The sequence below is a fragment of the Mycobacterium attenuatum genome (assembly GCF_900566085.1).
GTDB classification, from domain to species: domain Bacteria; phylum Actinomycetota; class Actinomycetes; order Mycobacteriales; family Mycobacteriaceae; genus Mycobacterium; species Mycobacterium attenuatum.
Map to the genome: position 1 here is coordinate 1 of NZ_UPHT01000089.1, position 23,099 is coordinate 23,099.

20 protein-coding genes and 5 pseudogenes are annotated in these 23,099 nt (G+C 67.1%); 13 read left to right on the top strand and 12 right to left on the bottom strand.

Annotated elements, in window-relative coordinates; translation table 11 throughout:
- Positions 1-2,276 (top strand): annotated as a pseudogene (locus tag EET13_RS30370) (PE family protein); the annotation flags it as partial.
- 87 nt (positions 2,277-2,363) lie between these two features.
- Entirely contained in the window at positions 2,364-3,629 is a 1,266-nt protein-coding gene (locus tag EET13_RS14825; RefSeq protein ID WP_483237964.1) for a competence/damage-inducible protein A, read from the top strand.
- Position 3,630: 1 nt separating this feature from the next.
- Here the strand turns inward: EET13_RS14825 and EET13_RS14830 are convergent, their stop codons facing one another.
- Complete coding sequence (locus EET13_RS14830) at positions 3,631-4,893, bottom strand: sialate:H+ symport family MFS transporter (RefSeq protein ID WP_122443047.1); 1,263 nt, start codon at positions 4,891-4,893, stop codon at positions 3,631-3,633.
- Positions 4,894-4,967: 74 nt separating this feature from the next.
- Here EET13_RS14830 and EET13_RS14835 point away from each other — a divergent pair, with 74 nt between their 5' ends.
- On the top strand, positions 4,968-6,038 hold the full coding sequence (locus tag EET13_RS14835; RefSeq protein WP_122443008.1) for an amidohydrolase family protein: 1,071 nt from the start codon (positions 4,968-4,970) through the stop codon (positions 6,036-6,038).
- A gap of 15 nt (positions 6,039-6,053) precedes the next feature.
- Entirely contained in the window at positions 6,054-6,452 is a 399-nt protein-coding gene (locus EET13_RS14840) for a phage holin family protein (RefSeq protein ID WP_122443009.1), read from the top strand.
- Positions 6,453-6,460: 8 nt separating this feature from the next.
- Here EET13_RS14840 and EET13_RS14845 read toward each other — a convergent pair whose 3' ends face one another.
- Complete coding sequence (locus tag EET13_RS14845) at positions 6,461-7,252, bottom strand: enoyl-CoA hydratase/isomerase family protein (protein ID WP_122443010.1); 792 nt, start codon at positions 7,250-7,252, stop codon at positions 6,461-6,463.
- A 287-nt stretch (positions 7,253-7,539) separates the two neighbouring features.
- On the opposite strand from EET13_RS14845, the pseudogene EET13_RS14850 reads away from it, so the two are divergent.
- Positions 7,540-7,969 (top strand): annotated as a pseudogene (locus tag EET13_RS14850) (anti-sigma factor antagonist); the annotation flags it as partial.
- Here EET13_RS14850 and EET13_RS14855 read toward each other — a convergent pair.
- The 4 genes and pseudogenes from EET13_RS14855 to EET13_RS14870 all read right to left on the bottom strand — a co-directional run.
- Positions 7,966-8,928 carry an FAD-dependent oxidoreductase gene (locus EET13_RS14855; protein ID WP_122443012.1) on the bottom strand — a complete coding sequence of 321 codons (963 nt, stop codon included), beginning with the start codon at positions 8,926-8,928 and terminating at the stop codon, positions 7,966-7,968. The pseudogene EET13_RS14850 and the gene EET13_RS14855 sit on opposite strands and share 4 nt — an antisense overlap.
- A gap of 18 nt (positions 8,929-8,946) precedes the next feature.
- Positions 8,947-9,420, bottom strand: coding sequence for an Rv1352/Rv1906c domain-containing protein (locus EET13_RS14860; RefSeq protein ID WP_122443013.1), 474 nt, complete (start codon positions 9,418-9,420; stop codon positions 8,947-8,949).
- 632 nt (positions 9,421-10,052) lie between these two features.
- A pseudogene (locus tag EET13_RS14865) lies at positions 10,053-10,549 on the bottom strand (SRPBCC family protein).
- Positions 10,549-10,740 (bottom strand): annotated as a pseudogene (locus EET13_RS14870) (nitroreductase family protein); the annotation flags it as partial. The pseudogenes EET13_RS14870 and EET13_RS14865, both read right to left, overlap by 1 nt.
- Between EET13_RS14870 and EET13_RS14875 the strand changes: the two are divergent.
- The gene (locus tag EET13_RS14875) at positions 10,727-10,966 is read left to right on the top strand and encodes a hypothetical protein (RefSeq protein WP_244603915.1); all 240 of its coding nucleotides are present in this window, start codon (positions 10,727-10,729) and stop codon (positions 10,964-10,966) included. The pseudogene EET13_RS14870 and the gene EET13_RS14875 sit on opposite strands and share 14 nt — an antisense overlap.
- On the opposite strand, the gene EET13_RS14880 is transcribed toward EET13_RS14875, so the two are convergent.
- Entirely contained in the window at positions 10,960-11,919 is a 960-nt protein-coding gene (locus tag EET13_RS14880) for an NAD(P)H-dependent flavin oxidoreductase (RefSeq protein ID WP_122443014.1), read from the bottom strand. The two genes, EET13_RS14875 and EET13_RS14880, sit on opposite strands and share 7 nt — an antisense overlap.
- Positions 11,920-12,321: 402 nt before the next feature.
- Between EET13_RS14880 and EET13_RS14885 the strand changes: the two genes are divergently transcribed.
- Positions 12,322-13,320 carry a DUF732 domain-containing protein gene (locus EET13_RS14885; protein WP_122443015.1) on the top strand — a complete coding sequence of 333 codons (999 nt, stop codon included), beginning with the start codon at positions 12,322-12,324 and terminating at the stop codon, positions 13,318-13,320.
- Between the two features lie 234 nt (positions 13,321-13,554).
- Positions 13,555-13,731 (top strand): PE family protein, encoded by a 177-nt coding sequence (locus tag EET13_RS14890; protein ID WP_122443016.1) that lies wholly within the window; start codon positions 13,555-13,557, stop codon positions 13,729-13,731.
- Positions 13,732-13,766: 35 nt separating this feature from the next.
- On the opposite strand, the gene EET13_RS14895 is transcribed toward EET13_RS14890, so the two are convergent.
- The 3 genes from EET13_RS14895 to EET13_RS14905 all read right to left on the bottom strand — a co-directional run bounded on the left by EET13_RS14895 (position 13,767) and on the right by EET13_RS14905 (position 16,018).
- Positions 13,767-14,381 carry a YbhB/YbcL family Raf kinase inhibitor-like protein gene (locus EET13_RS14895; protein ID WP_122443048.1) on the bottom strand — a complete coding sequence of 205 codons (615 nt, stop codon included), beginning with the start codon at positions 14,379-14,381 and terminating at the stop codon, positions 13,767-13,769.
- Positions 14,382-14,481: 100 nt separating this feature from the next.
- Positions 14,482-14,928, bottom strand: a complete 447-nt coding sequence (locus tag EET13_RS14900; RefSeq protein ID WP_122443017.1) for an SRPBCC family protein — start codon at positions 14,926-14,928, stop codon at positions 14,482-14,484.
- A gap of 85 nt (positions 14,929-15,013) precedes the next feature.
- Entirely contained in the window at positions 15,014-16,018 is a 1,005-nt protein-coding gene (locus EET13_RS14905) for a zinc-binding dehydrogenase (protein WP_122443018.1), read from the bottom strand.
- Positions 16,019-16,193: 175 nt separating this feature from the next.
- On the opposite strand from EET13_RS14905, the gene EET13_RS14910 reads away from it, so the two are divergent.
- Complete coding sequence (locus EET13_RS14910) at positions 16,194-16,916, top strand: MBL fold metallo-hydrolase (protein WP_122443049.1); 723 nt, start codon at positions 16,194-16,196, stop codon at positions 16,914-16,916.
- Between the two features lie 174 nt (positions 16,917-17,090).
- On the top strand, positions 17,091-19,379 hold the full coding sequence (gene aceA, locus EET13_RS14915; RefSeq protein WP_122443019.1) for an isocitrate lyase ICL2: 2,289 nt from the start codon (positions 17,091-17,093) through the stop codon (positions 19,377-19,379).
- 43 nt (positions 19,380-19,422) lie between these two features.
- Here the strand turns inward: aceA and EET13_RS32810 are convergent.
- A pseudogene (locus EET13_RS32810) lies at positions 19,423-19,578 on the bottom strand (hypothetical protein); the annotation flags it as partial.
- A gap of 315 nt (positions 19,579-19,893) precedes the next feature.
- Between EET13_RS32810 and EET13_RS30375 the strand changes: the two are divergent.
- Together EET13_RS30375 and EET13_RS14930 are read left to right on the top strand one after the other, a co-directional pair.
- Positions 19,894-20,301, top strand: a complete 408-nt coding sequence (locus EET13_RS30375; protein ID WP_168990788.1) for a hypothetical protein — start codon at positions 19,894-19,896, stop codon at positions 20,299-20,301.
- 119 nt (positions 20,302-20,420) lie between these two features.
- Positions 20,421-21,602 (top strand): LLM class flavin-dependent oxidoreductase, encoded by a 1,182-nt coding sequence (locus EET13_RS14930; RefSeq protein ID WP_122443021.1) that lies wholly within the window; start codon positions 20,421-20,423, stop codon positions 21,600-21,602.
- A gap of 35 nt (positions 21,603-21,637) precedes the next feature.
- Here EET13_RS14930 and EET13_RS14935 read toward each other — a convergent pair whose 3' ends face one another.
- A complete protein-coding gene (locus EET13_RS14935; protein WP_122443022.1) occupies positions 21,638-22,105 on the bottom strand; it encodes an SRPBCC family protein in 468 nt (155 codons plus the stop codon).
- A 210-nt stretch (positions 22,106-22,315) separates the two neighbouring features.
- Here EET13_RS14935 and EET13_RS14940 point away from each other — a divergent pair, with 210 nt between their 5' ends.
- A complete protein-coding gene (locus tag EET13_RS14940) occupies positions 22,316-23,068 on the top strand; it encodes a lysophospholipid acyltransferase family protein (protein WP_244603919.1) in 753 nt (250 codons plus the stop codon).
- Positions 23,069-23,099 lie beyond the last annotated feature (31 nt).

The following is a 23,099-nucleotide window of genomic DNA, read 5'->3' on the forward strand; positions in this document are numbered from 1 at the left end:
CCTCCCGTACCGCCATTGCCGCCGGCGGTTCCGTTGCCGTTGGCGTCGGTGGTGCCGGTGGTGCCGGCGGCACGGGTTCCCTGTTGTTCGGCCAGGTCGGTGCCACCGGCGACGGCGGCGATGGCGGTGCCGGTGGTAACGCCGGGGCGCCCGGTGACGGCGGCCCCGGCGCGACGGGCGACTCAACCCATACCACCGGCGGGGCAGGCGGCAACGGCGGCGACCCCGGCAGCGTGGGTGCTGGCGGCAACGGCGGCACCGGGGCCAGCCCGGGCTCCCACGGTGCTGCTGGCACACCCGTCACCAGCGGCGGAAACGGCGGCCCCGGTGGTGCGGGGTATGACGCCGGCAGCGACGCCTCGGCAGCACCCGGTACGCCTGGCGGCGACGGCGGCCCGGGCGGTAAGGGCGGTCGCTACGGCAACGGCGGGCTGGGCGGGGCCGGTGGCGGCGGTCACGACGGCCCCGGCGATGGCGGTTCCGGCGGTGCCGGTGGCGATGGCGGCGAGGACGCAGGCAACGGCGAGCGCGGCGGCCCCGGCGGACCCGGCGTCGACGCGGGTATCGGGGGCACCGGCGGCAAAGGAGGCAACGCGCACGCGCCTGGCGCCTTTGCCGGTGACGGCGGCGAGGGTGGCGCGTCCCTGGGCACCGGCACCGCCGGTCAGGGCGGCGAGGGCGGGTACGCACTGGGAGACGGCGCCCATGCCGGTGAGGGCGGCAAAGGCGGCGCCGCTCTGGGCAGCGGAAACGGCGGCAAGGGCGGCGACGGCGGCGCAGCCTTGGGTAAGGCCTCGGACGGCGGCTTCGGCGGCGACGGCGGCAATGCCGGGACCACCGGCAACGGCGGCGACGGCGGCAACGGCGGCAACGGCGGCGCGGGCGGCGACGCCGGCAACCCGGTCGGTAACGGCGGCAACGGCGGCAACGGCGGCGACGGCGGCCCCGGCGGCCCCGGCGGCACCGGCGGCACCGGCGGCAAGGGCTATAACGCCAGCACAGGCGCTGTGCCCGGTGCCACCGGAGGCGACGGCGGGACCGGCGGTACCGGCGGCAAAGGCGGCCGAGGCGGGATGGGCGGCCGCGGCGGCGACGCCATCGGCGGTAGCCACGGCATCGGCGGCAATGGCGGCACCGGCGGCAACGGCGGTGACGCCGGTGAGGGGGGCCACGGCGGCAACGGCGCACCTGGCAACGCCACCAGCTCAACGGGCGGCAACGGCGGCAACGGCGGCGAGCACGGCGTCGAAGGACTTCCCGGCGACGGCGGTGCCGCCGGCGGCGCAGACACATTCTTCCCGGGCAAGTCGGGGGATGACGGCAGTCTGGGCAATCTTCCCACCAGCGGCGGCGACGGCGGCAACGGCGGCAACGGCTACAACGCCGGACTCGGCACCGTCCCCGGCGCGAAGGGCGGCGACGGCGGAAAGGGCGGCAACGGCACGTTCGTCGGCAACGGCGGCAACGGCGGCAACGGCGGCGACGGCGCCGACGGGGTACGCGGCACGGCTGGTACCCCCGGCAGCGTTGGCAATCCCAACGGCGGCGATGGTGACATCGGCATACACGGTGGCGCCGGCGGCCGGGGCGGCGACGGCGGCCTAGGCGGGACGACGTCGGGCAACGGTGGCAGCGGCGGCGACGGCGGCACCGGCGGCAATGGCGGCACCGGTGGTACCGGCGGCACCGGCTTCAGCCCGACGACAGCCGGTGCCAAGGGCGGCGCCGGCGGCGACGGCGGGGGCGGCGGCTTGGGTGGTGACGGCGGCGACGGCGGCAACGCCGGCACACCTCAGGGGCTAGGCGTTACCGGGCTCAACGGCAACGGCGGCGACGGCGGCGACGGCGGTTTCGCCGGCAACGGCGGGAACGGCGGAAAGGGCGCCCCCGGAAGCGCAACCACCCCCGATGGCGGTCGCGGCGGCGACGGTGGCAGCCCGGGCGACACCGGCGTCGGCGGCATCGGCGGCCAGCCCGGTACCACCGCCGGCGCCCCCGGCGGAAATGCCGGAATCCACGGCCAAAGCGGCAACACCATCGGCCCCTTCGGCAACGGCGGCGACGGCGGCGACGGCTTCAGCGCCACCGCCGCGGGTACGGCCGGCGGCAAGGGCGGCGACGGCGGCGACGGCGGCGACGGCGGCAACGGCGGGCTTGGCGGCGACGGCAGCACCAACGGCGCAAACGGCCAGGGCGGTGACCCCGGCAACTTCACCCAAGGGGGCAGCCCCAGCGGCGTGGCCGGCACGCCCGGCACCCCCGGCACAACCCCCTAAACCGGGGCTGCAGGTCACCGGCGCGCTCCGCCCGTAGGCGACTCGTCGCCGTTCGGCCATAATGGCGCGATGCGTAGGCTCATCCCGGTGAGCGCACGCGCGGGCATCGTCGTTACCGGAACCGAAGTCCTCACCGGACGAGTGCAAGACCGCAATGGTCCTTGGATCGCCGATCGGCTGCTGGAGCTCGGGGTCGAACTGGCTCACATCACCATCTGCGGCGACCGTTCCGCTGACATCGAGGCGCAACTGCGGTTCCTGGCCGACCAGGGCGTCGATCTGATCGTCACCAGCGGCGGCCTGGGCCCGACAGCCGACGACATGACGGTCGAGGTGGTGGCCCGTTTTTGTGGCCGCGAGCTGGTCCTGGACGCTGCGGTCGAGAACACGATCGCCAACATCCTCAAGAAGCTCATGGCCCACTTCGACCAAGGCGACTTCGAGGCCGTCCGGGCCGCCAACCGCAAGCAGGCCATGATCCCGGCCGGCGCGCAGGTGCTCGACCCGGTGGGCACCGCACCGGGTGTCGTCGTGCCCGGAAAGCCGGCGGTGATCGTGCTCCCAGGACCTCCGCGCGAGCTTCAACCCATGTGGGGCAAGGCAATTCAGACACCCGCGGCCCAACAGGCAATCGCCGGCCGAACCACCTACCACCAGGCAACTATTCGCATGTTCGGCCTGCCCGAATCCGGCCTTGCCGAGACCCTGCGTACCGCCCACACATCCATTCCCGGCTACGACCGGCTCGAGGTCACCACATGCCTGCGCCGCGGGGAGATCGAGATGGTCACCCGCTATGAGCCGCCCAACGCCGACGCGTACGCGCAGCTGACCAAGCTGCTGCGGGACAAGCATGGCCACCAGATCTATTCCGAGGACGGCTCCCAGGTCGACGATGTGGTCGCCCGGATGCTGGCCGGCCGGTGGATAGCCACCGCGGAATCCTGCACCGCCGGGCTGTTTTCGGCACGGCTGACGGACCGTCCCGGTTCGTCGGACTACGTGGCCGGTGGCGTGGTCGCCTATTCCAACCACGCGAAAACAGAACTACTCGGCGTCGACGCCGCACTGATCCAGACGCACGGCGCCGTGTCCGAACCGGTGGCCCAGGCGATGGCGGCGGGTGCGCTGCAACGTTTCGGCGCCGACACCGCCGTCGCGATCACCGGGATCGCCGGACCCGGCGGGGGAACGCAGGAAAAGCCGGTGGGAACGGTGTGCTTCACCGTGCTGCTCGACGACGGCCGCACCCGCACCCGCACGCTGCGGCTGCCCGGAAACCGGTCCGACATCCGCGAACGCTCGACGACCGTGGCCATGCACCTGCTGCGCCGGACTTTGAGTGCCCCGTAGCCTACGCGGCTTGCGTTGGGACAAGCGCACTTTCGGCAGTGCCGAAACGGATGCCGGTGGCGTCCTTACCGACCATGGCCAGGATCGCGACCATGGTCAACACCGGCACGATCGTCACCGCCAGCGCAAACGGATACCCGTGCGATGCGGCCAGATGTTCCTGAATTGGCAGGTTCAGCGCCGCCAGCAGGTTACCGAGCTGATAGGTCACGCCGGGATACAGGCCGCGAATGGCATCCGGCGACATCTCGGTCAGGTGCGCGGGAATCACCCCCCAGGCGCCCTGCACGCAGACCTGCATCAGGAACGAACCCAGACACAGCATCGCCGCGGTCTGGGAGTAGGCGAACAGCGGGACGACCGGCAGCCCCAACACCGCGCAGAACGCGATCGTGTAGCGGCGGCCGAATCGCTGTGACAGCGTGCCGAACACCAGCCCGCCAATGATGGCGCCGACGTTGTAGACGACCGCGATCCAGCGGGCGGTCACGGTCGACAGCCCCGCCCCGTGGTCGGTGGTCGCGGTCAAGAAGGTGGGGTAGACGTCCTGGGTGCCGTGGCTCATCCAGTTGAAGGCGGTCATCAGCAATACCAGATAAAAGAACCGGCGGATGATCCGCGCGTTGCGCAGCACATCGCGAATCCGGGTCTTGGTGAGCCGCATTCGGCTCTGCGCGGCTTCCCACACCTCGGATTCCTTCACCCGGTAGCGGATGATCAGGCTGATCAGCGCCGGGATGATGGAAAGACCGAACAGCCAGCGCCACGACAGATCCAGCCAGTTCATCACCACCAGGCAGGCCAGGGTGGCCAGCAGGTAGCCGAACGCGTAGCCCTCCTGCAACAGGCCCGAGAAGAAGCCGCGCCGACCGACCGGAACCTTCTCCATGGCCAGCGCCGCACCCAGCCCCCACTCGCCGCCCATGCCGATGCCGTACAGCAGACGCAGGATCACCAGCACGGTGAAGTTGGGCGCGAATGCGCACAGAAATCCGACCACCGAATACAACGTCACGTCGACCATGAGCGGGATCCGCCGGCCCACGCGGTCGGCCCACAGCCCGAACAGCAGCGCACCCACGGGGCGCATGGCCAGAGTGGCCGTCGTGACGAACGCGACCTCAGTCTTGGTGTGGTGGAAGGTCTTTGCGATGTCGGCATAGACCAGCACCACGATGAAGTAGTCGAAGGCGTCCATCGTCCACCCCAGGAACGCCGCAATGAACGAATTTCGCTGGTCAACGGTCAACGACGGTGTTATCACGTCAGCATCGTGCAGCACGGGTCCCATCCCGCGCACCTTGGGGTATGAAAGGCACGCGAGTAACTTCGAAAGACATGCGAATCATCGATGCCGACGGACACGTCGCCGAAAACCCGTCGCTGGCTGTCGAAGCACTCAAGCGCTGGCCGCAGTACGTCCAACCCAGCAGCGACGGGCGGCCCGGACTGCGAATCGAAGGCCGTAATTACCCGGAGGACACGGGACCCGGCGCCGGCTGCCCGCCGCAGCACGGGATCACCACGGCAGCCGACCTCCACACCGCGACCACCGACGGCGTGCTCGGTGACGCCGACCGCGATCACCTCGACACGATGGTGCTGTATCCCAGCCTCGGATTATGCGTGCCCAGCCTGGAAAACCCGGATTTCGCAGTGGGTTTCGCACGTCTGTACAACCAGTGGATCGCCGATTTCTGTGCGCCGTCCAAGGGCCGGCTGCGCGGGGTGGCCGTGACCCCGATCGAACACGGCCAGGTGGCCATCGACGTCATGGCCGAAGCCAAAGAGCTCGGGCTGGTCGCCACCCTGGTGCCGCCGGCACTCAAGACGCGCAACCTCGACCATCCTGACCTCGACCCGTTCTACGCCGCCGCCGCCGCCGAACTGCAGATGCCGCTCGGCATTCACGGCGCCCCCGGTATCCATCTGCCCAAGATCGGCGTGGACCGCTTCACCAACTACATCCAGGTGCATTGCATCAGCTTTCCGTTCGATCAGATGACGGCGATGACCGCGCTGGTTTCCGGCGGCGTCTTCGAACGCCATCCCCAATTGCGGGTCGCCTTCCTCGAAGCGGGCGCAGGCTGGGTGCCGTTCTTCATCGACCGCCTGCACGAGCATTACGAGAAGCGCGGCGACTGGATCGAGGGCGGGTGGCGCCACGACCCCCATGAATACTGGCGGGCCGGCAATATCTGGGTGACCTGTGAGCCGGAGGAGCCGATCCTGCCGGGTGTGATCAACGTACTCGGCGACGACTTCATCATGTTCGCCAGCGACTACCCGCACTGGGACGGCGAATGGCCGGAGAGCACCAAGCATCTGCGCACCCGCTCCGACATCAGCGAAGAGTCGCGGGAAAAGATCGGCGGGCGCAACGCCCAGCGCTTCTACGCGCTGAATTAATGGCAGGATCGGCGCATGGGCCCTTTTCTGGTTCGTGCGGCGTTGACGGGGTTTGCGCTGTGGGTGGTCACCCTGTGCATTCCGGGGGTGCGCTTTGTCGGCGGTGATACGACGCTGCAGCGGGTCATCATCATCTTCGTCGTCGCGGTGATCTTCGGATTGGTTAATGCGATCATCAAGCCGATCGTGCAATTCCTGTCGATCCCGCTCTACATCCTCACCCTGGGTCTTTTTCACATCGTGATCAATGCGTTCATGCTGTGGATCACCGCCCAGATCACCAGGGACACCACGCATTGGGGCCTGCAGATCGACCATTTCTGGTGGAGCGCGATCTGGGCGGCAATCCTGTTGTCCATCGTGAGCTGGCTACTGTCGCTGCTGACTCGCCGCGCCGCGCGCAGTCGCGGTTAGCCGACCGGTCAGCGCGCCCGCCACCGTGGCGGTCGCTTCTCGGCAAACGCGCGCGGCCCTTCTTTGGCGTCCTCGGTGTCGAAGATTCGGTTGCTGTGGCGAGTCTCGTTGTCGTATGCGGACTCCAGATCCAACGTCAGGCCTTCGACGGCGGATTGCTTGGTTGCCGACACCGCCAGCGGCGCGTTGGCGGCGATCCGCGCGGCGTAGTCATAAGCGGTGTCCATCAGCCGGTCCGCCGCGACCACGCGGTTGATCAGCCCCATCGCCAGGGCGCGCTGCGCGTCCAGCAGGTCGGCCGTCAGCAGCAGCTCCATGGCAAACGCGTAGGGAATCTGGCGCGGCAGTCGCACGGTGGTACCGCCGCCCGCAAAGAGTCCTCGTTTGGGTTCCATCACCGCGAACCGTGCCTCGGGCACAGCCACCCGGATGTCGGTCAGGCTTAGCATTTCGAAGCCGCCCGCCACACACGTGCCGTTCACCGCGGCGACGATCGGCTTGTAGACCGGGAAGCGATGCAAGACGGCATGGATCGCGTCATCCTTGTTCCACCCGTCGGGCCGAGGGAGATCACCGGTGAGCTCGGGGATGAACCTCTTGAGGTCGGCGCCGGTACAGAAGTCGCGCCCAACGCCGGTGACGACGGCAACCCAGGCATTGGCGTCATCGCGAAAGGCTGCCCAAGCGCGCGCAAGATCGCGAAAATGCGCCATGTCGAGAGAGTTGCGCGCCTCGGGCCGGTTGATGGTGATGGTGACAATGTGGTCGAGCTGGTCGTGCAGCGTGTAATCGATGCTCACCGCGTTATTGGCCGGTTTCTCTTAGCAGTAGCAAGCTTTGATCAGACGGTAGTGACGTCGCCGGGACCGGGTGGGGCCGCGCAGTCGAGAACGTCGTTCACCGCACCGGCGTCGCCGTGAATTACGCAAAATTTGGTTTTAGACATCCTTCGTTTTCAGGATCTGTTACACATATGCTTACTACCACTGTAATAACGGGCACTCTTAGCCAGGACGATCACCCGCGCACCTTCCGACAGCCGGGACTGCACCACATACCACCTCACGACGACGGGACGTTGCACAAGATGGACACTGTCGCGCTCGGAGCATCCTCCGGTCCCGCAAGCACGCGGCTGAGTTTGCAACTAGGTGATGCGCAAAGCGGTCTGCGGGCGGTCACCGAATCCACCGGCTCGGCGGTAGTCGTCCATGTCGGTGGCGACATCGATGCCAGCAACGAGACAGTGTGGCAACGGTTGGTGACCCGCAGTGCCGCCATCGCCATCACTCCCGGTCCGTTCGTCATCGACGTCCGCGATCTCGAGTTCATGGGGTCGTGCGCTTACGCGGTGTTGGCGCAGGAATCAGTGCGGTGCCGCCGTCGTGGCGTGAGCCTGCGGCTGGTCAGCAACCAGCCAATCGTCGCCCGCACCATCGCGGCATGCGGACTAGGGCGCCTGCTGCCGATGTACACGTCGGTAGAAAACGCGCTCTCACCGCCGGCCTGACGCTCATTGCGCGCCGACGAGGCGCGCCACCTCCCGCGCGCAACCCCAAGACAGCGTTACGCCGTTGGCGCTGTGACCGTAGTTGTGGATACACCGCGCCCGGCCCAGCGGCTCGGATTCCAGCCGCACCGACGGGCGATCGGGACGCAGCCCGGTGATCGTCTCGATCACCGGGGTCTCCTCGAGCCGGGGCTCGATCCGACGGCAGCGCTGCAGGATTCGTTGGGTCACCTCGGGGTCGGCAGTCTTGTCCCAGCGGCCGGCAATGCTGATGCCGCCGCAGACCACGCGCTGCGGGTGGGGGAAGTAGCAGACCCATTCCGGGGCGTCGTTGCGTTCCAGGAATATCTGCTGCAGGCCGGGATTGGACACCACAACGTGCTGGCCGAACAGCGGCCGCAACGTGTCGTCACCGGTCAGTTTCGCGGCGCCCAGACCGGAGCAGTTCACCACGACCGGCGCGGCGTCGGCGGCCTCGGCCACCGACCGCACCGGATGGATCTCGATCTCGCCGCCGGCAGCGGCCACCCGCCTGGTCAGGTAGTTCAGGTACTGAGGCATGTCGATCATCGGCAGGGTGGAGCGAAACCCGGTCGTAAAGCCCCCGGGCAGATCGGCCGGATCAGCTGGCCGCAGATCAGGGATCAACGCGACCTGAGGCGGCAGCTCGGCGCCGACGGCTAGGTCACCGACGGTCAGCGCCGGGGCCATGCGAACCCCGGTGCCGGGTTCGTCGGCGAGTTCGCGAAACACCCGCAACGATTGCCTGCACCACGACAGCGTCTTGGCAACAGGTTCGGTGAACACCGGGCCCCACACGGCACCGGCCACCGCCGAAGTCGTGTCCGGCGGCATCGCCGCGGTCCAGACCCGTACCGGCCATCCCGCTTCCGCCAGGCACACCGCAGACGTCAATCCGCTGACGCCGGCGCCAATGACGACAACCTGTTGCACGTGATCAGCCACCGCAACACCACCCAGCCGTCAGGACTGAGGCACCCGTTCGCCGGTCGGGCCGAGCAACCCGTTGAGGATTGCCAGATCGGTTTGCAGCTGGGCGCCTGCGGCAGGGCCGGGAACCTCGGCCGGCGCGGTGCCCTCGCCGGAAATCTGCCAGGGCTGGCAGCCGGATGTCTTGAATGCTTTGTCGGTCGGCTGGATCTGCACCACCTGCGGCTTTTTGCTCAGGGCGTTGTCGAGCAGCGCGCCATCGGGGTTTCCCAGCCGCTTCCAATAGCAAGTGCCGTTACCGACAGGTCCGGCGGAGCTGTAGGTGCCCGGCGCAATATCGGTGCCCACCGTATAGGTGCCGTCGTGGTCGATGGTCGTCTTGGGTGCGGATGGCGGTGCAGGCTGCGGGTCGGCGGCGGCCACGTCCGCGGACCCGGCCCAGCCCGCCAGGATCAGTCCCGCGGCGAGAAATCCGGCGACCGGCGACTTCAACCCCTTCAACCCCATAGCACCGCAGCGTACCGGGGCGGGCAGCCAATTTCGAACCGCCGCCACGGATCGAATCACCCGACGAGGACCGACCACCGGACGCGTGTGGAATCGCGGGCAGCACCAGCCCGCACGACCGGTGATCGTCGTTTCCGTGAAGCGGGGTTGGCTTATCCACTATCACTGCAGGTGCTGAGCGTGACGTCGCGGGACCGCGTTGGGCCGCAACGTAACTGGAGTCGACGACACAGGTGATGAGGGGGTCGGGAGGGAAAGGGGAGGACAGAATGAGGACATGATGATGTGGCTCGCAGTGCTGCTCATTGTGGGAGGTCTCGCGTGGTTTGCAGTGGGCTTTGTGCTGGTCACCAACGGTACCGCGGTGGCGCCACGCCGCCGCACCGACGAAGACCCACCGGCATCAAGAGGGCCGCCTCGCGGGTGGCGTGGCCAGACGTATTCCGCCGCATACCCAGTAGTTTCGCCGTCACCCTGAATGAAAACGCCGACACGCAATGACCGGCTGGCGGCGGTGGGGTCACTCTGTGTGTTGATCGCCGTCCTGGCCTGGTGCATCGCCGTCTTGGCGTTGATCACCGCCTTCGTGAGTCCGCCGTTAGCGCAGCACTTCCCGGGAGCGGGAAGCCAGATCACTGGTCCAGCCGGGTGACCCGCCCGGCGTAGCCCAGCGCATGCTCGTAGGTCTTGAGGTTGTCGCGCGAAATTGCCGCGTGTACCGGGCGTTCGAGAAAGAAGCGCAGCACCGGGTTGTAGGCGTGGTAGGTCTCGTGGAAGGTCAGCACCGTTGTGCCGTCGGGCTGTTCGTCGAGTTGGTGATAGCCCTCGGCGCGCGACCACAGCGGCGCGCCGACCGCCACGTACCGTGACAGCTTGTTGATCTTTGCCTCCGTGACGGTCTCAAACGAGCGTCCCTTGCCGCCGGACAGCAAGTACTTGGGCACCTCGAAGATGCACGTGCGGACCAGCCCCGCACCGGCCGCGTCGCCTTCGTGCAAGATTTGCATGCTGCCGGTCGGCCAGGTGAGCACCCGCGGCCTCGGGGAATTCGGCGGCGCGGGGGGTGCAGTATCCGCCACACCTTTTGCGGGGGCGCGTCGACGTGGAATCGCATGGTGTAGCTCTGCATCAGCTTTCTCCAGCAGGCTGGTGCCAGGTGTCCCAATAAGTGATGGTCTCCACGGGCGGCCGTGCGGCGGGACGAAATTCGGTGCCGACCATGTAGGCCACCGGGAACAACGCCGCCTGGGTGACCGTGTCGGGTATGCCAAGCACCTCGGCGACTTCGCGTTCCTTTGCCAGATGCATGGTCGTCCACACCCAGGCCTGCTTTCAGGTCGCCCATGGCAGCCACCGGCGCCGAGAAGCGATGCTGTGGCAAAAGATTGACGACTCTCACAACTACACGACGCTGGTGCACCTGCTGACCAACGATGTTCCGCCGGAGCACCGGGGGCCAGGCAGCTACATGTTCGAGGCGCTGAAATATCGCGACCAGTGGCAGAGCCGGTTGCTGCGCACATCGGCGTGGTCGCCGCTTTACTGATTCAGGATTCGCGCGGCGTCACCGACCATATGGTCCACGATGTCGGCAGCAGGGCGAACGTCGCGGATCAGTCCTATCGCCTCGCCGACGAGCACCGTGATGACGTCGAAATCCTCTGCTGCAGTGGCTTTTTGGAATTCGTCGACCGCCTCCGGCAACCGAGCTGACAATTCGGACTCGCGGCCGTGCCACCGCTGTATCAAGGCGTTGCGCACCATCCGCGCGTCATATTCGTCAGGCCAATCACGCTGCCGCACAATGTCATAGATCCTGGTGCGCACGGTATCGTCACCGGAGGCCGCGATACCCCGCCGCCGGGCTCGCGCTGACACCAGCGCCTCGGCGGCCGCCCAGAACCGGGTCCCGACGAGCACGCCGTCGGCCCCAAGGGCCAGCGCAGCCGCCAACCCACGACCGTCGGCCACGCCGCCAGCCGCCACCACCAGCGTTTCCGGCGAGCGTTGCGCAGCGAGATCGACGACGTCGGGCACCAGCGTGAAGGTGGACCGGGAGCCCATTCCGTGCCCGCCCGCCTCGCCGCCCTGGGCGACGATGATCTTCGCGCCGGCTGCCAGCGCAAGGCGCGCCTGATGCAGAGTTTGCACCTGAGCGGTCAGCGGAACGCCGGCGCCGCGAATGCGCTCGGCGAACGGTGTCAGGTCGCCGAACGACAGCATGACGGTCGCCGGTTGCTGCGCCAGCGCGTGCTCGAGCAGCCCGGGGTCGCGGGCTAGGCTCCAGGTGATGAACCCGTATCCGACTCGCGCGCCAGCGGTTTCGCCGATTTGTTCGTCCAGCCAATCGGCCTCGCCGTAACCGCCACCGACCAGGCCCAGACCACCGGCAGCCGTTACGGCAGCCGCGAGTCTGCCTCCCGAAACCAAGGCCATGGGCGCGAGCAGTATCGGATGTTGGATGCCGAGGAATTCGGTCAGCCGGGTGGTCAGCGACATTGCCACGCTCCTTCGAGTTCGCCGGTGAGCAGACCGCCCCGTGGGAGCCGAAAGGCGGTTCCGCACAGCCATTGTCGGTGACCGAGACACCCGCGGCCGCGCCGTCTGACCGCTGTCGGGACGGGTATTGGGCCGCCGTCGCCGGTGGGCGCCACTCATAGCACCCTGACCAGGGTAGAACGTGGCTGATCGCGCCGGATGTGGCAAAGCCGACCCCACGTGGCGACCCAATCTAGAGGTCTTTGGCCCCTACCCAGGTGGGGTATATGTGTGGCATGCTGCGAAGGAGACAAACAGATACGGAGGTATCCCGGGAAACCTGACCAGACAGCCACTCGTGCGGCGTAAATCGCGTTCCACAGCCCGCCAAGTGACGCCTCTAGCGGAATGGAAGCCCCTGCCATGTTCAGCGGCATCACTAGTCACGTCGGCGCCCTGGTTACCGCAGTCGTGGTGGTAACCGGCACAGCAGTTCTCCGGGGCGGCGCAGCAGCGGCCGACCCAAACCAGGACGACCAGTTTCTGGCACTGCTTGAGAAGAAAGAAATTCCCGCCCTCTCGAATGTGCCCCGCGTGATCGCCGCAGCCCACAAAGTTTGTCGCAAACTCGATGCCGGTATGCCGGTGGACGAAATAGTCGACAGGCTGCGCAATGACGCGTACGACATGGACCCCGCCCTGCGCCAATACCCGCCGCGGCGCGTCACGTCCACCATGACGCGATTCATCACGGCGGCAGTGGAAATCTACTGTCCGTACGACCGAGGCAAGATTGCGTCCATCGCGGCCACTCCGGCGCCGCAAGCGAACGAATCGGCCCGCCGGATCGCCACGTACACCCCAGACACAGTCAACGCGGGATGTGCGGTACTGACGCCGCCGGCGTCAGAGATGACCAACATGGCGACGGCATGGCATGGACCGACCGGCATCGCTGCGATGCGGCTGCCGTTGCTGGCTGGCGGTGCTGTCGTCGCGGGCCGTCACGGGGACCGGTCGGCCGGCCACACACGTGGCACGATCGCGTTGCCCGTCACAGCGGTTGCACAGGGGGATCCCCAGCTGCCGAGTCCGCCGCAAACTCCGGCGCCCCCGCCGCCGACGGCGCACATCGTGACACCGCCCCCACCGATGGCGACACCGCCGCCATCAAGACAATCGCCGCCGCCGCCACACGAGCCGCCCCCACAAGAATTGCTGCCACCACAAGAAGTGCCGCCGCCACAAGAGTCGCCGCCACAAGAGGTCGTGGAGCCTCCCGCCGATGCTCCTCAGCCCGGCGCCGGCGGTGGCAGCGGTGCGGGCGGCGGCGGTGGTAGTGGTGGTAGCGGCGGCGCCGGCCCGGTGCAACCGTCACCGACACGGCCCGCACCGCCGGGCGTCATCCGGCTCGCGCCTTGAGACAGCACACAAGTTGACCGCCCGTCGCAACATCGATTCCAGCATGCGATCAACTGCGCTGCTCCTGGTGCGTCTGGTGGGTGACTTAGGTATTGCACCAGCGCTTTTGGGTGTCGAAGCCGTCGTGACGGACCGGGGCGCAGCTGACCGTTATCGGCCCGGTCGCTTTATGTAAGACTGGGCTGCGGCCCGGCCTCGTCCAGGTCGGCCCGATGAGTTCCGCGAAGGACAGGTATGTCGTATGTCATAGCGGCGCCACAGCTAATAGCCGCAGGCGCAACGGATTTGGCGGATGGTGGTTCGACACTCAGCCAGGCACATGTGGCGGCGGCACGCCCTACCGTCGCGTTGCTGCCAGCAGCCGACGATTCGGTGTCGACGGGGGAGTCAGTCCGGCTACACCGCCGCTGACCAGGCTCTCGAGGACCGGTAACAGGCCGGATCAGTCAGCCGCCGAACGTTCCGGTGAATTGGGCCTGCGCCGTGGTGGCCCGCGTGATCGCCTCAGCCGCCCCTAACCCGACCAATCCCGCGCGAAGTTGGAGCGTGGCCGGAACCTGGTAGAGGGTGAAGCGGTAGTGGTGCGTCCCGGTGCCTGGCGGCGGGCAGGGCCCGGTGTAAGCGGCCTGGCCACCAGAGTTCGGCAGGCTGGTCCCGCCGGCAGGAGTCTGACCATCCGCAGAGCTGCCAGCTCCGGGTGGAATTCCGATCACGATCCAGTGGACGTAGTTTCCTTCGACCGCGTCGGGATCGTCGACCACCAGCGCCGCCCCCAACGGGGCGGACCAGCTCAACGGCGGCGCAAGATTGGCACCTTTGCAGGTGTATTGCACCGGTATGGGCGCGCCGTCGGCGAAGGCGGGACTGCTGATGGTCAACGGCCCGGTAGCGGGTGCCGCCTTGGTCGCGCCGGCCGTCAGCAACCTAGGCGTCGATGACGTCGATCGTATCGATGGCAAGGTCTGGCCGTCGCCGCCGTAACCGCTCAGGGCCAGCACCAGAGCCAGCCCGCTGACACCCGAGGCAATCGACTTAAGTGCGTGTCCCGCTGCGAATTTCATGAACACAGTGTCGCTCGCGGCACTCGCAGAACAAAGGGACGGCGCCGTTCACGACACCGCCGCAACGGCCGCGCGCCCTGGCGGCGCGGAACGCGCGGCCTCAGCCGGTGCGCCGCTTGACCGCTAACACCCGATCGCGAAGGCCACGGGTCGCGGTGTCCATCACGCCTTTGGTGCCTCGTCTGACGACGAATCCCGGCAGCGGCACCACCAGGTCCACGGTGAGGTCGAAACGTACTCGCGTGGAATCGCCGTCCGGGATCAGCGTGTAGCGGCCCTGCTGTCCGCGTTGTTGTTTGGCGCTGACCAAGGTCCAGCTCACCCCGTCGTCGTGAACCGAGTAGTCCAGCACCTGCTCGTCGCCGACGCCGACGATCTTGACCTCTTGCCGAGACTTGGTCGGACGGCCATGATCGTCGCGCTCGAGGATTTCGACCTTCCGATGAATAGAGGACCACTCCGGCAACGATTCGAGGTCGAATAAGACGTCGAGGATTTCTTCGGGTGTCGCCTCGATGACGAGCTCGCGGGACTCGGTGACGGCCATGGGGGAAGACATAGCCAACACCGCGCGCGCTGAAACAACCCTGACGTCGCCCCCGAGAGGACACCGCCACCCTGCATTTCAGTACTCAGGGGACCAGGACAACCTTGCCGATGTTCTCCCGGGCCGCCAGAATCCGGTGCGCATTGGCTGCTTGGGCGAACGGCACGGCCGCGTGAACAATCGGCGCGGCTGTGCCCTCGTCCAGGGCCTCACGAAGCGGCGTGATCCAGGGCTGCAGGGTGCCGCGGTCGTCCCACAATCGCAGCATGTTGAGACCGATCACCGTCTTCGAGTCCTCGAGTTGCTTCATCAGGTTGAAACCGCGCAGCATCGCCAGCGCATGCGGAGCCACCCGGCGCAGTGACCGCTTCTCACCGTGCTGCATGTTCGAAATCCCGTATCCGACCAGCCTTCCCCCGGGGCGCAGCAGATCGTAGGACCGCCGCAGCGAGGTGCCGCCGAGTGCGTCGAGCACGAGGTCATACCGCCCCAGGCCCTTCCACCAGCCGTCGCGGCGGTAGTCGATGGCGCGATCCACGCCCAATTCGGCCAGCTTGTCGTGCTTTGCCGGCGAGGCGGTGCCGTGCACTTCGGCGCCGGCCGCCTTGGCGAACTGAATGGCCGCGATGCCCACCCCGCCCGCGGCCGCATGAACCAGCACCCGCTCGCCGGCGCGTAACGACCCGTATCCGTGCAGCGCCGCCCAAGCCGTCGCGTAGTTCACCGGCACCGCGGCGCCCTGCTCGAAACTCAGTGACTCGGGAAGCACCACCGAATCCGTCGCGGCAACGTTGACTATTTCGGCGTAACCGCCGAATCGTGTTCCGGCCAGGACGCGTTCGCCAACCAGGCTAGGGTCGATACCCTGCCCGACAGCCTCGACGGTTCCCGCCACCTCGTATCCGACCACCGCCGGAAGTTTCGGCGCATCCGGGTACAGGCCGACCCGGGCCAGGTGGTCGGCGAAGTTCACGCCGGCGGCCCGAACGGCGATCCGCAGCTGGCCGGGTCCGGGCGGCGGCGGGTCCGGCCGCTGCTGCACCTGCAGCACCGATGGGTCGCCATGCTTGGTGATAACGACTGCACGCATTGGGTTCCTCGTGTTCTTCCGAATCGAGTTGCAACACCCGGACTCCCACGTCCGGCGCCCTCCGCAACCCGCTGGTCGCCACGTGGCAGCAAAGGCGGCGGTAATGCAGTTGGTGCGCAGCCACGTGAATTTGCAGTATGGCAGGAACTGCGCTTGGCGGCTTAACGTGCTAGCTGTGCACTACAACTGGGAACAACTGACCGCAACGGTGCATCGCTGCCGGCTGCCGTTTTGCGACGTCACGGTCGGCCTGGTGGTGGGCCGCGGCACGGCCCTGCTGATCGATGCCGGCACCACGCTAGCTGAAGCGGCCGCGATCCAGGCCGATGTCAGCCAGATCGCCCATTGCGGAGTAACACATATTGTCTTGACACACAAGCATTTTGACCACGTCCTGGGATCGTCGGGCTTCACCGGCGCCGAGATACACGCCGCACCCGAGGTCGTCGACTACCTGTCGTCGGCGACCGATCGGCTGCGCGCCCATGCGCTGCGATACGGGGCCGAGGCGGCGGAGATCGACCGCGCGATCGCCGCCTTGCGGCCGCCGCAACGGGGTATCTACGACGCGGTAATCGATCTCGGCGGCCGCGCCGTCACGGTCGCCCACCCCGGTGTCGGTCACACCACCGCGGACCTGGTGGTGGTGGTCCCGGGTGCAGCCGGTAGCGGCGAACCGGTCGTGGTCTTCACCGGCGACCTCGTTGAGGAGTCCGCCGACCCCCTGATCGACGCCGATTCCGATGTCGCGGCCTGGCCCGCGACGCTGGATGGGCTACTGGCGCTTGGCGGACCCGACGCCGTCTACGTCCCCGGCCACGGCAATGTCGTCGATGCGGAGTTCGTGCGGCGCCAGCGGGATTGGCTGAGCGAGCGGGCGGGCCGTCAACCGCAGTGACCTCGCGGTCCAAGGCCGGGCATGCGGCGACCAGGACGCCCGGGTCGCCGGCTGCGAGCCATCGGCTTGACCGCGGCCCGGGGACAACCACCCGTCAGCCGATGAATTAAGTGCCCGAGCCAGGGATACACTCTGTGCGTCAGCGGAATCGGGCGCACAAAGGAGCGCAAGCCCATGGCTATCGCCGAAACGGACGCTGAGGTCCGTACACCATTCGAGCAAAATGTCGCCGAGACTCAGCGATACTTCGACAGCGCGCGCTTCGCCGGAATCATCCGGCTCTACACTGCCCGGCAAGTCGTAGAGCAGCGCGGCACCATCCCGGTCGACTACACCGTGGCTCGCACCGCTGCGGCGGCTTTCTACCAGCGCCTGCGCGAACTGTTCGCCGAGAACAAGAGCATCACCACCTTCGGCCCCTACTCGCCGGGGCAGGCGGTGAGCATGAAACGAATGGGCATCGAGGCGATCTACCTCGGCGGATGGGCAACCTCAGCCAAGGGTTCCACCACCGAAGATCCCGGGCCCGACCTGGCCAGCTACCCGCTGAGCCAAGTGCCCGACGACGCCGCCGTCCTGGTGCGCGCACTGCTGACCGCCGACCGCAACCAGGAGTATCTGCGGCTGCACATGACCGAACAGCAGCGCGCGACGGCCCCGCTCTACGACTTTCGGCCGTTCATCATCGCCGACGCCGACACCGGCCACGGCGGTGATCCCCACGTGCGCAACCTGGTCCGCCGCTTCGTCGAGGTCGGCGTGCCCGGCTACCACATCGAGGACCAGCGCCCGGGCACCAAGAAGTGCGGCCACCAGGGCGGCAAGGTTCTGGTGCCGTCGGACGAACAGATCAAGCGACTCAACGCCGCCCGATTCCAGCTCGACGTCATGGGAGTGCCCGGCATTATCGTCGCGCGCACCGACGCAGAGGCGGCCAACCTGATCGACAGCCGAGGCGACGAACGCGACCAGCCGTTCCTGCTGGGCGCCACCAACCTCAACATTCCCTCGTACAAAGCGTGTTTCTTGGCGATGCTGCGGCGCTTCTACGAACTGGGCGTCAAGGAACTCAACGGTCACCTTCTCTACTCGCTGGCCGAGGGTGAGTACGCGACGGCCAGCGCCTGGCTCGAGCGCCAAGGGATCATGGGCGTGATCACCGATGCCGTCAACACCTGGCGGGAAAACGGCATGACGTCCATCGACGACCTCTTCGACCAGGTGGAATCGCGGTTCGTGGCCGCCTGGGAGGACGACGCGGGGCTGATGACGTACGGCGAAGCCGTGGCCGATGTCCTCGCATTCGGCGAGAGCGAAGGTGAATCCGCTGCCATGAGTCCCGAGGAATGGCGCGCGTTCGCCGGTCGTGCCTCGCTCTACGCCGCCCGGACAAAGGCCAAGGAACTGGGCGCCGATCCGGGGTGGGACTGCGAGCTGACCAAGACCCCGGAGGGCTACTACCAGGTACGTGGCGGCATTCCGTATGCGATCGCCAAATCGCTGGCGGCTGCACCGTTTGCCGACATCCTCTGGATGGAAACCAAGACCGCCGATCTGGCCGATGCCCGCCAGTTCGCCGAGGCGATCCATGCCGAGTATCCCAATCAAATGCTGGCTTACAACCTTTCGCCGTCGTTCAACTGGGACACCACCGGTATGACCGACGAGGAGATGAAGCAGTTCCCCGTTGAGCTGGGCAAGATGGGCTTCGTCTTCAACTTCATCACCTACGGCGGACACCAAATCGACGGCGTGGCGGCCGAGGAATTCGCCACCTCGCTGCAGCAGGACGGCATGCTTGCATTGGCCCGCCTGCAGCGCAAGATGCGCCTGGTCGAGTCGCCCTACCGCACACCGCAGACCCTGGTCGGCGGGCCGCGCAGCGACGCGGCACTGGCCGCCTCGTCTGGGCGTACGGCCACCACCAAGGCGATGGGCAAGGGCTCCACACAGCACCAGCACCTGGTCCAGACCGAGGTGCCCAAGAAGCTGCTAGAGGAATGGCTGGCCCTGTGGAGCGAGCACTATCAGCTCGGCGAGAAACTGCGCGTCACACTGCGGCCCCGTCGCGCCGGCTCGGATGTGCTGGAGCTCGGGATCCACGGCAACGACGATGAACAGCTGGCCAACGTCGTCTTCGACCCGATCAAGGATCGGCACGGCCGCAGCATCCTCACGGTGCGTGACCAGAACACGTTCGCCCAGAAGCTGCGGCAGAAGCGGCTGATGACGCTGATCCATCTGTGGCTGGTGCACCGGTTCAAGGCCGACGCCGTGTATTACGTGACGCCGACCGAGGACAACCAGTACCAGACCTCAAAGATGAAGTCGCACGGCATCTTCAGCGAGGTCAATCAGGACGTGGGTGAGATCATCGTCGCCGAGGTGAACAAGCCGCGTATCGAGGAGCTGCTGACTGCTGACCGGGTGGCGCTTCGGCAGTTGATCACCAAGGACGGGTAGATCGGCCGACGGCGTGGCGCCGTGATCAGGCCCCACTGAACGGTTACGGCCCAGTGCCGGTGCGGAAGAAGCCCGCGAGATTTTGGCCGACATTCTTGATGCCGGAGTTGAAGGCCGACGTAAGGATGCCAACCGGGCTCGTGTTGTACCAGCCCGAGATGGTGTTGCCCAAGTTCGCGACACCGGATTGCGGTTGGCCGTCGACAGCCGAAATTTCTATCGTGACGGAAAACGATGAAGTTCGACCTCGATGAATGGGCGCGCACATTCATCGAGCGACTCGGGGTAATAGCACAGATGATAGATGCCCGTTACCGGACCGGGCCTTGATCCACACCAACGGCTAAGCGTCGGCGGATCGAATCACCACTAGGCCATCGGTTAGGCCATCGGTGTCAACGGCCCGGCGTCGGTGATCGTTAACCGCTCCGCGGCGCAGGAACGTACCGTTTGCGCCGGCGCCGCTGGGGGTATGGGACTTGACACCGGCGACCGAGCGGAAAGTGGGGTTGCGATGAGAACCGAAGTCAGGACAGCGTTCGCGGTATTGGGTGGGGGAGCCATGTTGGTGATGGCCGTTGCCTGCGGTGGTGGCGGCAACAAAGGCCCCACCAGCAGCACCACACCGTCAACAACGACGACGACAACGACCGCCCCATCCAGCATGCCGCCGTCCGAAACGTCCCCGGCACCGGGCGGTCCCTCCGGCAGCGGCGGACCCGGCGGCGGTGGTGGCGGCGTCCCGGGCGGACCCACCGGCAGCGGCGGACCCGGCGGCGGCGGCGGAAGCATTCCGGGCGGACCCACCGGCGGCGGCGGGCCGGGAGGTGGTGGCGGCACCATTCCCGGCGTTGGCGGCGGCGGCGGCGGACCGGGTGGCGGTGGCGGCTGCGTCGGCAACATCTGCGGCGGTTATCCGTGATCGCGCACCGTCACTGACTCGCTCCGCACGCGACGAAGCTCGCCTGATTCAGCGTCGTGGCCCAAGGGGGTCGGCAAGAGCTAAGGTTCGCCTCAAGCCGATCGCAAGGGAGCACCGACATGGCCAAGCTCAGGTTCGGATATTTCATCGCCCCGTTCCACCGCGCGGGTACCAACCCGACGCTGGCCCTGCAACGCGACCTCGAATTCGTCGAACATCTCGACGCTCTGGGTTTCGATGAAGCATGGATCGGCGAGCATCATTCGGCGGGCAGCGAGATCATCAGCTCACCCGAAATCTTCATCGCCGCCGCCGCAGCACGAACCAAACGGATCAGGCTGGGCACCGGGGTCATTTCCCTGGCCTACCACAACCCGCTCTGGGTCGCCGACCGGTTGATGCTGCTGGATCACCTGACCCATGGCCGCGTAATCGGTGGGATGGGCCCGGGCTCGCTGCCTACGGATTCGGCGATGATCGGGTTGACGCCCACCGATACCCGGGAGCTTCTGGAAACCAATCTCGACATCGTCGTCCGGCTGCTGGCGGGGGAGACCGTGACCGCCAAAACCGCCACGCATCAACTCTTCGACGCCAGGTTGCAGCTGGCCCCGTATTCCGAATCCGGCATTCCGCTGGCGGTGGCCGCTGTCGCGTCGCCCACCGGCGCGCGGCTGGCCGGCAAGCATGGCATCGGGCTGCTGTCCATCGGTGCGACGCTGACCATCGAGGGCTTCAACGCGCTGTCCTATCACTGGGGCATCGTCGAGGAACGTGCCGCGGCCTTCGGCACCGTCGTCGACCGCAGGAACTGGTCCCTGGTCGGTCCGTTCCACATCGCTGAAACCGATGAACAGGCACGTGCCGACGTGAAATTCGGTATCGAGCCGTGGTTCCGCTATTTCCAGAAGATCGCCGCCTTCCCGCAGATGACGATGTCGGGGGATCGGCTCGACGAAATGATCGACATGATCAATGAAAACGGGGCCGGCGTGATCGGCACTCCCGAACGGGCGCGGGCCCAGCTGCAGCGGTTGTGGGATCAGTCCGGCGGGTTCGGGTGCATGCTGCAAATGGGTCACGAGTGGGCCAACCCGGCGGCGACCAAGCGCTCCGCGGAATTGTTTGCCGCCGAAGTGATGCCGCACTTTCAAGGCCAGGCGCAACCGACCCTCGACGCCGCCGCGCGCGCCGGCGAGGTGCGTGACGACCTCGCACGCACCCAGCTACAGGCCATCGAGCACATGACCAAGAAGTATCAGGACGAGGTAGGTTCGACGGCGCGGCCCGAAAGTCGTTGAGCCAAGCCAACAGAGCTCCATGCCCCAAAAAAAAGCTACTGTGCGGCGCCGGACTCCCGCTCGGCCGCCCGCACCAGCCGGCCGGCGAAGAACTTGACCGCGCCGCCCAGCGCCGCCCGCATGGCCGGTCCGGTTCCGCGAACACCCTCGGTAAACGAGCCGCTCCAGCGGATATCCGTGCCGCCTGACGCATTCGGCGTCAAGACGACCTCGGCCCGGTAGTCCTTGGCCGGTGACCGGGGCGCGATCAGCCGGTAGGCGTGACGACGATCCTGCTCGTACTCGACGGTCTCCTCCTGCACCAGCATCGGCCACAGGCCCACCTTGCGCACCGCTCCGATGCCGCCGGGCGCCGGATCACCTTGGCGCGCCCAACTCGATTGCAGGACGATGGGTTTGGCCCATTCCGACCATCGACCCCCGTCGGTCACGAGCTGGAACAGTGTCGCGGCGGGCGCGCTACTGGTCTTGGTGACTTCGAAGGAGAACTTCCGTCCCGGCATGCCCGACTCCCGCCCCGACAAAACTGACCTGGCTGACGGGTAACCCTACCGTGACGCGGGGTTCCGACGGGCTTCGGGCGGCGGCACGGCCGCGAAATCAATCCCGCGGCAGCGGCGCCGGGGCATACTCACGATGTGCCGCCGAACGCCGAAACCGTCTCAGTCCCAGCCGCGCTGTCACAAGGTGACGTCGACGCGGCGTTACGACTCATGAAGCCGCTGCGAATGCTGATCAAGCCCAAGGTCTACGGCATGGACAACGTGCCCACCGAGCGCGCGTTGCTGGTGGGCAACCACAACACGCTCGGCCTGGTCGACGCGCCGTTGCTGGCCGCCGAGCTGTGGGAGCGGGGCAGACTGGTCCGGTCCCTCGGCGACCACGCCCACTTCAAGGTTCCGGGGTGGCGCGAGATGCTGACCCGGATGGGAGTTGTCGAGGGCACCCGGGAGGTCGCCTCGGAACTGATGCGCCGCGGCGAACTCGTCATGGTGTTTCCCGGCGGCGCCCGTGAGGTCAACAAGCGCAAGAACGAGCAGTACAAGCTGGTCTGGAAGAACCGGCTCGGGTTCGCGCGCTTGGCAATTCAGCACGGGTATCCGATCGTGCCGTTCGCCTCGGTCGGCGCCGAGCACGGTATCGACATCCTCGTCGACACCGATTCCCCGTTGCTGGCACCGAGCCAATTCCTGGCCGCCAAACTGCTCGGCACTCCAGATGGCCCGCCGCTGGTTCGCGGGGTGGGCCTGACTCCGATACCGCGCCCCGAGCGGCAGTACTACTGGTTCGGCGAGCCGATCGACACCACCGAGTTCGCCGGCCACGAAGCCGACGACAGCGCCGCCCGTAAGGTCCGCGAGCGTGCGGCCGCCGCGATAGAGAAGGGCATCGAACTCATGCTCGCCGAACGCGAAGCCGATCCGAATCGATCTCTGGTGGGCCGGCTCTTCCGTTCAGACGCTTGAAGCTCAAGCAGTCAAACCGATTTCCGTGGCC

What these genes read in the sequence shown, in the direction of transcription:
- EET13_RS14835 (WP_122443008.1), top strand. Translation starts at nt 4,968, where the DNA reads ATGCGAATCATCGATGCCGACGGACACGTCGCCGAAAACCCGTCGCTG.
- EET13_RS14840 (WP_122443009.1), top strand. Translation starts at nt 6,054, where the DNA reads ATGGGCCCTTTTCTGGTTCGTGCGGCGTTGACGGGGTTTGCGCTGTGG.
- EET13_RS14860 (WP_122443013.1), bottom strand. Translation starts at nt 9,420, where the DNA reads ATGGGGTTGAAGGGGTTGAAGTCGCCGGTCGCCGGATTTCTCGCCGCG.
- EET13_RS14875 (WP_244603915.1), top strand. Translation starts at nt 10,727, where the DNA reads ATGGTCGTCCACACCCAGGCCTGCTTTCAGGTCGCCCATGGCAGCCAC.
- EET13_RS14880 (WP_122443014.1), bottom strand. Translation starts at nt 11,919, where the DNA reads ATGTCGCTGACCACCCGGCTGACCGAATTCCTCGGCATCCAACATCCG.
- EET13_RS14885 (WP_122443015.1), top strand. Translation starts at nt 12,322, where the DNA reads ATGTTCAGCGGCATCACTAGTCACGTCGGCGCCCTGGTTACCGCAGTC.
- EET13_RS14890 (WP_122443016.1), top strand. Translation starts at nt 13,555, where the DNA reads ATGTCGTATGTCATAGCGGCGCCACAGCTAATAGCCGCAGGCGCAACG.
- EET13_RS14895 (WP_122443048.1), bottom strand. Translation starts at nt 14,381, where the DNA reads ATGAAATTCGCAGCGGGACACGCACTTAAGTCGATTGCCTCGGGTGTC.
- EET13_RS14900 (WP_122443017.1), bottom strand. Translation starts at nt 14,928, where the DNA reads ATGGCCGTCACCGAGTCCCGCGAGCTCGTCATCGAGGCGACACCCGAA.
- EET13_RS14905 (WP_122443018.1), bottom strand. Translation starts at nt 16,018, where the DNA reads ATGCGTGCAGTCGTTATCACCAAGCATGGCGACCCATCGGTGCTGCAG.
- aceA (WP_122443019.1), top strand. Translation starts at nt 17,091, where the DNA reads ATGGCTATCGCCGAAACGGACGCTGAGGTCCGTACACCATTCGAGCAA.
- EET13_RS30375 (WP_168990788.1), top strand. Translation starts at nt 19,894, where the DNA reads ATGAGAACCGAAGTCAGGACAGCGTTCGCGGTATTGGGTGGGGGAGCC.
- EET13_RS14930 (WP_122443021.1), top strand. Translation starts at nt 20,421, where the DNA reads ATGGCCAAGCTCAGGTTCGGATATTTCATCGCCCCGTTCCACCGCGCG.
- EET13_RS14935 (WP_122443022.1), bottom strand. Translation starts at nt 22,105, where the DNA reads ATGCCGGGACGGAAGTTCTCCTTCGAAGTCACCAAGACCAGTAGCGCG.
- EET13_RS14940 (WP_244603919.1), top strand. Translation starts at nt 22,316, where the DNA reads ATGAAGCCGCTGCGAATGCTGATCAAGCCCAAGGTCTACGGCATGGAC.